The 11,584-nt window shown below is 71.4% G+C and carries 10 protein-coding genes and 1 pseudogene; all 11 read right to left on the bottom strand.

What is annotated here, in order from left to right; translation table 11 throughout:
* Window positions 1-45: 45 nt before the first annotated feature.
* On the bottom strand, window positions 46-1,629 hold the full coding sequence (locus EJK15_RS34965; RefSeq protein ID WP_138714761.1) for a dipeptide ABC transporter ATP-binding protein: 1,584 nt from the start codon (window positions 1,627-1,629) through the stop codon (window positions 46-48).
* On the bottom strand, window positions 1,626-2,402 hold the full coding sequence (locus EJK15_RS34960; RefSeq protein ID WP_240777406.1) for an ABC transporter permease: 777 nt from the start codon (window positions 2,400-2,402) through the stop codon (window positions 1,626-1,628). Before EJK15_RS34960 ends, EJK15_RS34965 begins: the two co-directional genes overlap by 4 nt.
* A gap of 107 nt (window positions 2,403-2,509) precedes the next feature.
* Window positions 2,510-3,421, bottom strand: coding sequence for an ABC transporter permease (locus tag EJK15_RS34955; RefSeq protein ID WP_138714759.1), 912 nt, complete (start codon window positions 3,419-3,421; stop codon window positions 2,510-2,512).
* Complete coding sequence (locus EJK15_RS34950) at window positions 3,418-5,016, bottom strand: ABC transporter substrate-binding protein (RefSeq protein WP_240777405.1); 1,599 nt, start codon at window positions 5,014-5,016, stop codon at window positions 3,418-3,420. Before EJK15_RS34950 ends, EJK15_RS34955 begins: the two co-directional genes overlap by 4 nt.
* Window positions 5,013-6,101, bottom strand: a complete 1,089-nt coding sequence (locus EJK15_RS34945; RefSeq protein WP_138714758.1) for an MsnO8 family LLM class oxidoreductase — start codon at window positions 6,099-6,101, stop codon at window positions 5,013-5,015. The genes EJK15_RS34950 and EJK15_RS34945 overlap by 4 nt, the downstream gene beginning before the upstream one ends.
* Window positions 6,098-7,132 (bottom strand): LLM class flavin-dependent oxidoreductase, encoded by a 1,035-nt coding sequence (locus tag EJK15_RS34940; protein ID WP_138714757.1) that lies wholly within the window; start codon window positions 7,130-7,132, stop codon window positions 6,098-6,100. The genes EJK15_RS34945 and EJK15_RS34940 overlap by 4 nt, the downstream gene beginning before the upstream one ends.
* Window positions 7,129-8,301, bottom strand: coding sequence for an LLM class flavin-dependent oxidoreductase (locus EJK15_RS34935; protein WP_138714756.1), 1,173 nt, complete (start codon window positions 8,299-8,301; stop codon window positions 7,129-7,131). The genes EJK15_RS34940 and EJK15_RS34935 overlap by 4 nt, the downstream gene beginning before the upstream one ends.
* Window positions 8,298-9,617, bottom strand: coding sequence for an NtaA/DmoA family FMN-dependent monooxygenase (locus tag EJK15_RS34930; protein WP_138714755.1), 1,320 nt, complete (start codon window positions 9,615-9,617; stop codon window positions 8,298-8,300). The genes EJK15_RS34935 and EJK15_RS34930 overlap by 4 nt, the downstream gene beginning before the upstream one ends.
* Entirely contained in the window at window positions 9,614-10,525 is a 912-nt protein-coding gene (locus tag EJK15_RS34925; protein ID WP_138714754.1) for a glutathione S-transferase C-terminal domain-containing protein, read from the bottom strand. Before EJK15_RS34925 ends, EJK15_RS34930 begins: the two co-directional genes overlap by 4 nt.
* 15 nt (window positions 10,526-10,540) lie before the next feature.
* Window positions 10,541-11,053, bottom strand: a complete 513-nt coding sequence (locus EJK15_RS34920) for a flavin reductase family protein (protein WP_138714753.1) — start codon at window positions 11,051-11,053, stop codon at window positions 10,541-10,543.
* Between the two features lie 331 nt (window positions 11,054-11,384).
* Window positions 11,385-11,584: pseudogene (locus tag EJK15_RS34915) on the bottom strand (hypothetical protein); the annotation flags it as partial.

Raw genomic sequence — 11,584 nt, 5'->3', positions numbered from 1 at the left:
CTGCCTTTCATGAACGTTTGTGACCCTAAAGCCACTATAACCTACCTATATTGTGGAGAATTCCACGCGGGGTACGGCGGCGACCAGTGCGCGCGCGTAGGGGTGGCGGGGCCGGGTGAACACGTGCTCGACGTCGCCTTCCTCCACCACCCGGCCGTCCTTCATGACCAGCACGCGGTCGGCGACGTGGTGGACGACGCCCAGGTCGTGGGAGATGAACAGCATCGCGGTGCCGTACTCGGCCTGGAGGTCGGCGAGCAGGTCAAGGACCTGGGCTTGAATGGAGACGTCGAGCGCGGAGACGGGTTCGTCACAGACGAGCACGTCGGGCCGGGGGCCGAGGGCGCGGGCGATGGCGACACGCTGGCGCTGGCCGCCGGACAGCTCACGGGGATGCCGGGCGGCCGTCTCCGGCGGCAGGCCGACGCGGGCGAGCAGGTCGCGTACGCGTTCGCGGCGTTCCGCCCGAGGCAGACGCAGCGGCTCGGCGATCAGGTGGCCGACGGTGTGGCGGGGGTCGAAGGAGTCGAGCGGGTTCTGGGAGATGAGCTGGATTCTGGGGCGGAGCGGGCGGCGGGCGCGTTCGCGCTGGTGGCTCCATGGCCGCTGGTGCAGGGTGACCTGGCCGGTGTCGGGTTCGAGCAGTCCGAGGGCGAGGCGGGCCAGCGTGGTCTTGCCCGAGCCGGACTCGCCGACGACGCCCAAGGTCTCGCCCTGGTCGAGGGCGAAGGAGACGTCGTCCACGACGCGGCGCGGGCCGTAGGAGCGGGTGAGCCCGGCTCCGGCGAGGACTTGGACCGAGGAGACGCGGGCGGGGCGGGTGCGCGGGGTACCGGTGGTAAGGCGGATGCCGCGGGAAGCGGCGGACGGGACGGCGGCCAGCAGCGCGCAGGTGTAGTCGTGCGCGGGCGCGGCCAGCACCTCCCGGGCGGGCCCCTCCTCCACGACCTGCCCGTCCTTCATGACCAGGATGCGGTCGGCGATCGAGCCGACGACGGCCAGGTCGTGGCTGATCAGCAGCAGCGCGGTCCCGGCGGCCTTGCGTTCGGCGAGCAGCCGCAGGATCTGGGCCTGGACGGTGACGTCGAGTGCGGTGGTGGGCTCGTCAGCGATGATCAGCTCGGGGTCGGCGGCGATGGCGGAGGCGATCAGCGCCCGCTGCCGCAGCCCGCCGGAGAGCTGGTGCGGGTACTGCCCGACCCGGGTCGCGGGATCCGGTATGCCCACCGCGTCGAGCAGCTCCAGCACCCGGTCCGCACGGCGGGCCCGGGGTACGACGTCGTGCACGGTGAGCACCTCGGCGATCTCGGCGCCCACGGTACGCAGCGGGTCCAGCGAGACCAGCGCGTCCTGCAGGACGAGTCCGGCGAACCCGCCGCGCAGTCGCCGCCAGTCGCCGTGGGTGAAGGCGAGGGCGTCCCGGCCGGAGACGCGGAAGGCCGAGGCCCGCACGGTCGAGCCGGGTCCGGCCAGGCCGAGCAGGGTCCGTGCCGTGACGCTCTTGCCGGAGCCGGACTCGCCGACGATGGCTACGCACTCGCCGGGCTCGACCGTCAGGGAGACGCCGCGTACGACCTCGGCGTGGCCGAAGCTCACGCGCAGGTCTTCCACGGTAACCAGCGAGGTCATGGTGTTCTCCCCTCGAAGTGGCGTTGCAGGCGGCGCCCGACGACGGTCAGGCAGACGACGGTGAGCGTGATCGCCAGGCCTGGGAAGAGCGCCTCCCACCAGGCGACCCGCAGGTAGTTGCGGGCCTCGGAGAGCATCGCGCCCCACTCGGCGGCCGGCGGCTGAGGTCCCATGCCGAGGAAGCTGAGCCCGGAGCTGGCGATCACGGCCTGACCGAGGCCGATCGTGGCGAGCACGGGGATCGGGCCGAGCACGTTCGGCAGCACGTGCCCGACGTTGATCGCCAGGCGGGAGCGGCCGAACGTGAGCGCCTGCTCGACGTAGCCGGAGCGGCGGACGACGAAGGTCTGGGCGCGGATCACGCGGGCGTAGTTGGGAATCTGGGCGACGGCGATGGCGAAGATGACATTGCCGGTGCCCGGGCCGGTGATGGCCACGACGAGGAGGGCGAGCAGCAGCTCGGGGAGGGTGGACAGCACGTCGAACGAGCGGGCCAGCGCCTCGTCCAGCCATTTCGGCGACAGCCCGGCGGCCAGGCCGAGCAGCACGCCGGCGGTGACGGCCAGGGCGGTGGCGGCCACGCCGATGCTGATGGAGTGGCGGGCGCCGTGCACGACCCTGGCCAGCACGTCACGGCCCAGGTGGTCGGTGCCGAACCAGTGGGCGCCGCCGGGTGGCGCGAGCGCGTTCAGCGGATCGGCGGCCAGGGGATCGGCGGCGGTCAGCAGCCCGGGCGCGACAACGGCGACCGCGAGCAGGACGAGAAGGGCCACCGGAACGAGCCGGCGCAGGAGGCCTGCCGCGACCGGCCGGCGCAAATTCGGCAGAGCCGGCCGAGCTTTCCGGGCAGGACGTGCGGCCCCGCGGGTGAGCACGCGCATCACCGGTCAGCCCGTATCCGGGGATCGATGACGCGGTAGGCGAGGTCGAGCAGCGTGCTGATGGTGACGTACACGACGGCCGACAGCAGCACGACTGCCATCACCACGGGCATGTCGCGGCCGGTCACCGCCTGCATCGCGACCTGGCCAAGCCCGGGCCGCCCGAACAGCACCTCGGTGATCACCGCGCCGCCCAGCAGCGTGCCAGTGAACCACCCGGCCAGCGTCACGGCGGGGATCAGCGCGTGCCGCAGGGCGTGCCGGGCGACCAGAGCGCGCTCGGTGAGCCCGCGGGCCCTGGCCGTGACCGCGAACGGCTGCTCCAGCGATCGTTCCAGCCCGCCGCGCAGCACCTGGCCGAGCACACCGGCGATGGGCAGGCCGAGCGCGAGCGCGGGCAGTACCAGCGCCCGTGGTCCCTGTGCGCCGGAGACGGGGAACCATCCGAGGGTGAACGAGAACACCTGCAGCAGCACGATCCCCATGAGGAACGGCGGAACGGACACCGACACCAGCTCGGCGGCCGAGGCGGCGCCGCGCAGCAACCGCCCCCTTCCTGCCGTGACGATCGCGATGATCCCGGCCAGCGCCACCCCGGTCCCGGCGGCGGCGAGCGTGAGCTGCGTGGTCGGCCCGACCTGGCCGGCGAGGATCTCGCCTACGCCCCGCTGGAGCTGGTAGGAGCGGCCGAGGTCGCCGTGGAGCAGCCGCCACAGGTAGGACAGGTATTGCACGATCTCCAGCCGGTCGAGCCCCCATTCCGCGATGATCTTCACTCTGATCTCCGGGGTGTCGGGACCGTCGCCGATCAGGATGTCCACGGTGTCGCCGGGGGCGAGCAGCAGCGCGACGTACGAGGCCGTGGCGGCGGCCCACAGGACCGCCAGCCCGGTGCCCAGCCGCTTGATCATGTGCCGATCCGCACGTCGTACGCGTTCGCCGGGGTGCCGGAGGCCGGGTCGTAGCCGAGCCCCTGGACGCTCTTGTGCGCGGCGATCTGGTCGGCGGGGACGTAGAGCGGGAACACGATGGCGGTCTCCACCACGGCCGCCCGCTGGACCTCGGTGTAGAGCTCCTTGCGCTCGGCCTGGTCGGAGGTGGCCGAGGCGGCGGCGAGCCACTTGTCCACCTGCGGGTCGGCGAAGCGGGTGCGGTTGATCGCGCCCTTCTCCGGAAGGATGAGGTTGAGCGCGGCGCCCACGTCGGAGTCGCCGCGGGAGTTGCCGAACAGCTCGTACTGGTTCTCGTCCAGGGCCTTCTGCGCGCTGCCCTGGTCCACGATCTTGACCTGGAAGTCGATGCCGGCGTTCTGCTTGACCTGGGCCTGAATGGCCTGAGCGAGGATGTCGCGGCGGTCCCGTACGAATGGCGCGGAGGCGACCTCGCGCACCGTGAGCCGCTTGCCGTCCTTGACCCGGAAGCCCTCGGCGTCGCGCTCCTTCCAGCCCGCCGCGTCGAGCAGGGAGTTGGCCTTGGCCACGTCGCCGCCGTAACCGTTTTCGAGGGTGGCGTCGTAGAAGGGGCTCTTGTTGCCGGCGATGCTCCACGCCCTGGTGGCGGTGTCCTGGTAGACGGACTTCAGCACGGCGTCCACGTCCACGGCCTCGCGGAACGCCTCGCGCACGCGCTTGTCGTCGAAGGGGGCGTGGGAGGTGTTGAAGTAGTAGGAGTAAGCGGTGCCGGAGTTCAGCGAGGTCTGCAGGGCCAGCGCCGGGTCCTTCTTGATCAGGGCGACCTCGGTGGCGGGGACGCCCTCGATGACCTGCACCTGGCCGGAGGTGAGCGCGCCGACGCGGACCGCGGCCTCGGGCAGGAACCGGTAGGTGATCTCCGACAGGTGGGCGGGACCTTGGTGAGCCGCTCCGGTGGGCGGCCAGTTGTAGTTCGGGTTGCGGCGGTAGTGGATCTCCTGGCCCTGGACGTATCGGTCGAGGATGAACGGTCCGGTGCCGACCAGGTCCGGCCCGCCGAACTTGAGGTCCTTGGCGCTCTTCAGCGACTTCGGCGACACCTGCCCGGCGTAAGGGGAGGCGAGGAAGTCCAGGAACAGCCCGTCGGGCTCCTTGAGCGCGATCTTGAGCGTGTGCGGGGCCGGCACCTCGGCCTTGTCGAAGGCCTTCAGCTGGATCGCGGCCACCGCCGGGTTGTAGCCGGGAACCTTGAACTGGTCGAGGTTGGCCTTGACCGCGGCGGCGTCGAACTTCGTCCCGTCGTGGAAGGTCACGTCGTCACGCAGTTCGAGGGTGTACGTCAGCCCGTCGTCCGACACCTTCCACGACTTGGCCAGCCAGGGACGGAACGTGCCGTCCTCGGCCTTGGACACGAGCGCGTCGAACTGGTTGAACACGAGCAGCCGCACCTTGTTCTGCGCCCACAGCTGCGGGTTCAGCGTGATGGGCTGCGTCTCGATGGCCCAGGTCAGCGAGGTGGCGGCGGCTTCCTGGGCAGGCTGCGCACCGCAGGCGGCCAGCATGGGGACGAGCAGAAAAGGGATGAGGCGCTTCACGGGCGTTTCCAGGCTTCTGCGAGCAACTCGTACGAGCGCACGCGGTCGTGATGATCGTGGGTGATGGTGGTGACCAGCAGCTCGTCGGCCCCGGTCACGCGGCGCAGCACGCGCAGCCGCTCCGCGACCTGCTCGGGGGAGCCGACGAACTGGGTGTCGAGGCGGTCCTTGACGAGCTCGCGGTCGGCGTCGGTCCAGACGTGCGCCTCGGCCTCCTCGCCGGTGGGGTACTGCATCGCGCCCGCGCCGGTCCTGATGCTGCGCACCCAAAGGCCGTAGCCCTTGGCCAGCTCGCGGGCCTTCGCCTCATCCTCGGCCACCACCGCGTCCGCCGAGACGACCACGTACGGCGCGGCCAGCGCGTCCGACGGCTTGAACGCCTCCCGGTAGGCCTCCACCGCCTCCAGCACGTTGGACGGGCTGACGTGGTAGTTGGCCGCGAACGGCAGCCCTCGCTCCCCCGCCACCTGCGCGCTCTGCCCGCCGCTGCTGCCGAGGATCCACACCTCCACGTCCGCGCCCTCACCAGGCACGGCCCGCGCCTCGTGCGTGCCCTTGAGGAAGGCCAGCACGTCGTCGATCTGGTCGGCGAAGTCGGGCGTCTGCGCGCCGGGCTGCTGGAGCAGCGTGGCGTAGTGGGCGAGATGGGGGTGCTTGGCCAGCTGTGAGAAGTCGAACGGCGGCGGGATCAGCAGCCCGTCCACGACCCTGGCGGGCCTGGGCTCCCAGGAGGCCTGGGCGAACTCGGCGCGGCGCTGCCCCGAACGGCCGATCCCCAGGTCGATCCGGCCCGGATGGAGCGCGTCGATGAGCCCGAACTGCTCCACCACCGACAGCGGCGTCTGGTGCCCGAGTTGCACGGCCCCCGATCCCACCCGGATCCTGGACGTCGCCGCGGCCACCAGGGCGATCAGCACGGCCGGGGCCGAACTGGCCACGCCGGGCGCGAAGTGGTGCTCGGCCAGCCAGTACCGGCGGTAGCCATACTCCTCGGCCCGCCTGGCCAGGTCGATGGTGTTGCGCAACGCGTCACCGGCAGTGCCGCCCGACACGATCGGGGCGAGGTCGAGGATGGACAGCGTCACGAGGCACCTCCGGGGAACGGCCGGCTGGGGATCTCCGCGCGCAGCACGGGCGCGATCTCGGCTTGGAACAGCTCAAGCGCCTCCCGGTGCTGCTTCGGGGTGAGCCCGTCGGCGTCGGCGTGCAGGTGCATGACCTCGTGGCCGAACCGCTTGTGGTAGCGCAGCACCTTGTCGATGATCTGCTGCGGGCTGCCGACCAGGATCGAGCTGCGCTCGATGGCGTTCTCCAGCGTCGGGAACACGATCGGCAGCCCCAGCTTCCGCTGGAGCTCCACCCGGGCTTCGAAGATCGGCCGGTAGGTGGCGATCGCCTCCTGCGAAGTGCGGGCCGCGTAGTAGCCCGCCGTGCCGGCCCCCACCAGCGCGTCCGCCGGGTCATGGCCGTAGTGCGCCCAGCGTTCCCGGTAGTGGTCGATCAACTCGGCGTAGGGGTCGATGGGGTTGGTGACGTTGGCGGAGAACAGCGGGTCACCGTAACGGGCGGCCAGGTCCACCGACTCCTTGCTGGTGGCGCTGCCGTGCCAGACCCGGATCGGCCGCTGCAACGGCCGCGGCCAGGTCTCGGCCTCGGTGAGCGACGGGCGGAACGTGCCCTCCCAGGTGACCTTGTCCTCCCGCCACAGGCGGCGGAACAGCTCGTACCCTTGGCGGTTGCGCTCCCACTGGTCCTCGGCCGTGACGTGGAACAGCTTGGCCTGCGCGGCCCCGTTGCCCTTGCCGATGATCAGCTCGAGCCGGCCCTCGGACAGGTGGTCGAGGGTGGCATAGTCCTCGTACGCGCGCACCGGGTCCAGCAGGCTCAGCGTGGTGACCGCGGTGAACAACCGGATCCTGGACGTCTTCGCCGCGATGTGGCTGAGCACCACCGGCGGCGAGGAGGAGATGAACGGCCGCTCGTGCCGCTCCCCCACGCCGAACCCGTCGAAGCCGAACTCCTCGGCCAGCACCGCGTTGTCGACGACCTCGCGTAAGCGCTCGGTGGGCGATCGGTCGTCGTTGTGGACGATTAACGTGATGAGCAGAAATTTCACGACACCTCCGCGTAGCGGCTGGCCGGGCGCGGCAGGCCGAGCAGCCCGCGCAGCGTGGCGGCCTCGTACTCGTGCCGGAACGCCCCGCGTCCCCGCAGCTCGGCCGTCAGCTCCCGGGTGATCCGCTCCAGGTCGTGCGGCACCGCACCGGGCCGCAGCCGGAACCCCTGGATCCCGGCCCGCCGCCACTGCAGCAGCACCTCGGCCAGCTCCCGGGCGGTCCCTGTGAAGATCGAGGCGTCGGACACGAGCTCGGCCCCGTCCAGTTCGTCGAGCCGCGCCTTGCGCCGGGCCGCGTCCTCGCCCAGGAAGACCAGCAGGTCAGCAAAGATCTTCAGCTCGCCGGACAGCCCCCTGACCTCCTCGACGATGGCGTGGGCCTGCTCGGCCGAGTGCGGCGTGACGTACACGACGTCGGCACTGCTCGCGGCGAACTCGTACGGCAGCCGCGCGTGCGCGAGCGCGGTCACCACCGGCTGCCCCTGCGGCGAGCGCGGCGTGATCGACGGCCCCTTGACCGAGAAGAACCGCCCGGCGAAGTCGATGTAGTGGAGCTTGTCCCGGTCGATGAACCTGCCGGTGGCCAGGTCGCGGATCTCGGCGTCGTCCTCCCAGCTGTCCCAGAGCCGCCGCGCCACCTCCACGGCGTCGCCGGCCTCGGCGAACAGGTCGCGCGCGTGCGGGTCGGCGGACAGGTCCACGCCGCCCGGCCGGTTCAGCAGCCGGTCGACCGGCGGGAACTGCCTGCGGCCGACGAGTCGCGCCTCCGAGGCCCGCGGCGAGACCTGCGCCCGCCACCCGGCCCGGCCGCCGCTGACGTGGTCGAGCGTGGCGATGCCGATGGCCACGTGGAACGGCTCGGTGTGCGTGGTGGTGGCCGTCGGCACCAGCCCGATCCGGCTCGTGAGCGGCGCCAGCCGGGCCGCCAGCAGCACCGCGTCGAACCGTCCCCGCACCCGGTCGGTGCGGTCGTCGTCGCCGTCGGGCAGCGTGGACTGCAACCCGAACGCGTCCTCGATGGTGACGAAGTCGAGCAGCCCGCGCTCGGCCTCGGCCACCAGCCCCGCCCAGTGACGTGCCGAGAAGATCCCCTCCGGGGAGTCCAATGAGCGCCAGGCGGCGGGGTGCCAGCCCGCGCCGTCCAGCGCCACGGCAAGGTGCAGTGTCATGCGAGCTCCAGGTGTTCACGCAGGGTGGCGCCGGTGTATTCGGTGCGGAAGGAGCCACGCTCGCGCAGCAGCGGCACCACCCGATCCACGAACTCGTCCAGCCCGCCGGGCGTCAGATGCGGCACGATGATGAACCCGTCGGCGGCGTCGGCCTGCACGTGCTCGTCGATCTGCCGGGCCACGCTCTCGGGGGTGCCGATGAACGTCTGCCGCCCGGTCACCTCGATGACGAGCTCCCGGATCGACAGGCTCTTCTCCTCGGCCAGCGCCCGCCATTTGGCCGCCACGGCCGCCCTGTCCTTGATCGGCACCCGGCCCTGGGAGACCCCTTCCGACAGGTCGGGCTCCATCTCCGGCAGCGGACCCTCCGGGTCATAAGCCGACATGTCGCGACCCCACACCTGCTCCAGGAACGCGATCGCGGTCTGCGGCCCGACCTGCTGGCGGCGGATGCGGGCGGCGTTCTCGGCGGCCTCCGCCTCGGTGTCGCCCAGCGCGAACGTCACCCCGGGCATGATCTTCAGCTGGTGCGGCTCGCGGCCGTACTTGCCCAGGCGGCGCTTGACGTCGGCGTAGAAACGTTTGCCGTCCTCCAGCCTCCCGTGCGGCGTGAAGATCACGTCGGCGTTGGCGGCGGCGAACTCGCGGCCCTCGTCCGAGTCGCCCGCCTGGATGATCACCGGGCTGCCCTGCGGACTGCGGGGCAGGGTGAAGCGGCCCTCGACCGAGAAGTGCCTGCCCCGGTGCTCGACCGTGCCGATGGCTCCCGTGCGGACGAACGTGCCCGCCGTCGCGTCGGCCGCGAACGCGTCGGGCCGCCAGGAGTCCCACAGCTCGCGTGCCAGGCGGGCGAACTCGGCGGCCCGCTCGTACCGGTCGGCGCGGTCCAGGTAGCCGCCGCGGCGGAAGTTCTCGCCGGTGAAGGCGTCGGAGGTGGTCACCACGTTCCACGCGGCCCGGCCCTCGCTCAGGTGGTCGAGCGTGGACAGGCGCCTGGCCAGCTCGTACGGCTCGTTGAAGGTCGCGTTGACGGTCCCGGCCAGGCCGAGCCGGTCGGTCACCGCGGCCAGCGCGCTGAGCACGGTGAGCGCCTCCGGGCGGCCCAGCACGTCGAGATCGTGGATGCGGCCCTTGAGCTCGCGCAGTCGCAGGCCCTCGGCCAGGAAGAAGAAGTCGAACGTGCCACGCTCGGCCGTCTTCGCGAGATGGATGAACGAGGCGAAGTCGATCTGACTGCCGGAGCGGGGGTCGGCCCACACGGTGGTGTTGTTCACGCCCGGGAAGTGGGCCGCCAGGTGGACCTGCTTGCGCGTCATCGGCCCCGCCCATGCGGCGCGTCCCAGGTTGCGGGCAGACCCTCGGTGGTCTCGCGGAAGGCGGGCCGCTGGTAGAGGTCGCGGGCGTAGGGCCACAGGTGTTCGAAGTCGCTCAGTTCCCGCTCGCTGACGAGGTGGCCGCGGTTGTACTCGGCGTCGAACCTGGCCAGCGTCACCCACAGCCGCACGTCGGCCTCGGTGATCGTGTCCCCGGCCAGGAAGGGCTGCTCGGCCAGCCGCTCGTCCAGCCGTTCCAGCGCCGCGACGACCCGGTGCCGCTCTTGCTCGCGGTCCTCCTCGGTGGCGGCGCGGGCCACGCGGGAGACGCCGGTGTTGACGTCGTAGTAGATCCACCCGTTGAGCTTGTTGATCTCGGGGCGCAGCGCGTCCGGGTAGAGGTCGATCGATGTGCCGGCCCACTGCTCGAACTTGGTGGCCAGGTCGATCGTGATGTCAGGGAAGTTGTTGCTGACGATCGCGCCGGTCTGCCGGTCCCACAGCACAGGGACCGAGATGTGGCCGCCGTACGCCTTCTCGGTGGCGTCGTAGGCCTGCTCCAGCAGGGTGAAGCCGTTGACAGGGTCCGGGCCTCGGCGTTCCCTGAAGGCCCAGCCGCGGCCGTCGCGCTCGTCGTCCACATAGGACAGGGAGACGACGTCCTCCAGGCCCTTGAGCTTGCGGACGATCGCGGCGCGCTGGGCGTAGGGGCAGACCCAGGCGACGTAGAGGTGGTAGCGGCCGGGCTCGGCGCGGAAGTCGCTGGAGCCGTCGTCGGTGATCCGGCCCTGGAAGGGGTAGACAGGGCGGTTCCAGTCCGGCGAGAGGTGCAGACGGCCAGGGCCGTAGTACCCGTAGGCGGTGTGGTCGACGGGGGTCGCGAAGGCCCGCGTCTGCGTGGATGTGGACACAAGCTGCTCCGGGGTTCAGGAGTCGGGGTGGGCAAGGAAGCGGCCGAAGCGGCCCTGGTGGTAGAGGAGCGGGCGGCCGGCGTGCCGTACGTGGGCCTCGGCGACCAGGCCGACCACCAGGAGGTGGTCGCCGACCTCGGCGCGCTCGTAGGGCAGGCAGATCAGGTGCGCCGAGACGTCCTGCAGCAGCGGGGCGCCCAGCGGTCCGGGCCGCCAGCGGGTGGGCGAGGCGAAGCGGTCGATGTTCTTGCGGGCGAAGCGGGCCGCCAGCTCGGCCTGGTCGCTGGCCAGGATGTTGACCGCGAAGTGGTCGGCGGCGCCCAGTTGCGGCCAGGTGGTCGAGGAACGGTCCACGTAGAAGGAGACCAGGGGTGGTTCGAGGCTGACGGAGGAGAAGGACGTGGCGGTGAGCCCGACGGGGATGCCGTCGTTCTGCGCGGTGATGACCACGACGCCGCTGGCGTGCACGGCGAGCGCCTGCCTGAATTGGTCGGCCGCGATGGCGCGGTCGGGCAGGGTGTCGGTCATGCGAGCACCCCCGTCCGGTGCGGGCGGTGGCCTGGGTGGCCGGATGTCACTGATGGCACGATCACGAGAGGGTTCCTCACGGGAGAAGGCATGCTCACGCGGCGCCTCGACGGCTGTCCGGGGGCGCGGAGAAGGAGGAGTCGTCGGCGAGGGCGTGGACGGCGTCGGCCACGCCGGAGGCACGAGGGTGGGTTCGGCGGCTACGGGTCCGTGATCAACGACACTGTGCGCTGGCGACGTGGCCGAAGTCCACGTGGGAGCGCCTGGTCAGGAGGAAGCCCTGGCTCATACCAACGACGCTAAGCCGCGATCTGCGATAAGTCAATATTTCCTACTGGTTTAGAGGGTAATTCTCGTCACGCAGTCCGGCAGGCGGCACGGGGATGGCGGGGAACGGATTGTCGGGCAGGAGGATGACCCGGCGTGCCTGGCGTGGCTGGAGGGCGGCGTCGAGATGCAGCAGGGCCGCGCCGATGCCGGCCGCGCCGACCATGTAGCCGGTGTCGGCGCTCACCTCGCCGGGTCGTAGCC

The organism is Nonomuraea basaltis (genome assembly GCF_005893125.1).
GTDB classification, from domain to species: Bacteria; Actinomycetota; Actinomycetes; order Streptosporangiales; family Streptosporangiaceae; genus Nonomuraea; species Nonomuraea basaltis.
The sequence above is the reverse complement of the archived record's forward strand: the minus strand, read 5'-3'. Positions and strand labels throughout refer to the sequence as shown.

Bases quoted from the DNA above. Each gene is read 5' to 3' on its own strand.
- EJK15_RS34965 (WP_138714761.1), bottom strand. From the start codon at position 1,629: ATGACCTCGCTGGTTACCGTGGAAGACCTGCGCGTGAGCTTCGGCCAC.
- EJK15_RS34955 (WP_138714759.1), bottom strand. From the start codon at position 3,421: ATGATCAAGCGGCTGGGCACCGGGCTGGCGGTCCTGTGGGCCGCCGCC.
- EJK15_RS34935 (WP_138714756.1), bottom strand. From the start codon at position 8,301: ATGACACTGCACCTTGCCGTGGCGCTGGACGGCGCGGGCTGGCACCCC.
- EJK15_RS34930 (WP_138714755.1), bottom strand. From the start codon at position 9,617: ATGACGCGCAAGCAGGTCCACCTGGCGGCCCACTTCCCGGGCGTGAAC.
- EJK15_RS34920 (WP_138714753.1), bottom strand. From the start codon at position 11,053: ATGACCGACACCCTGCCCGACCGCGCCATCGCGGCCGACCAATTCAGG.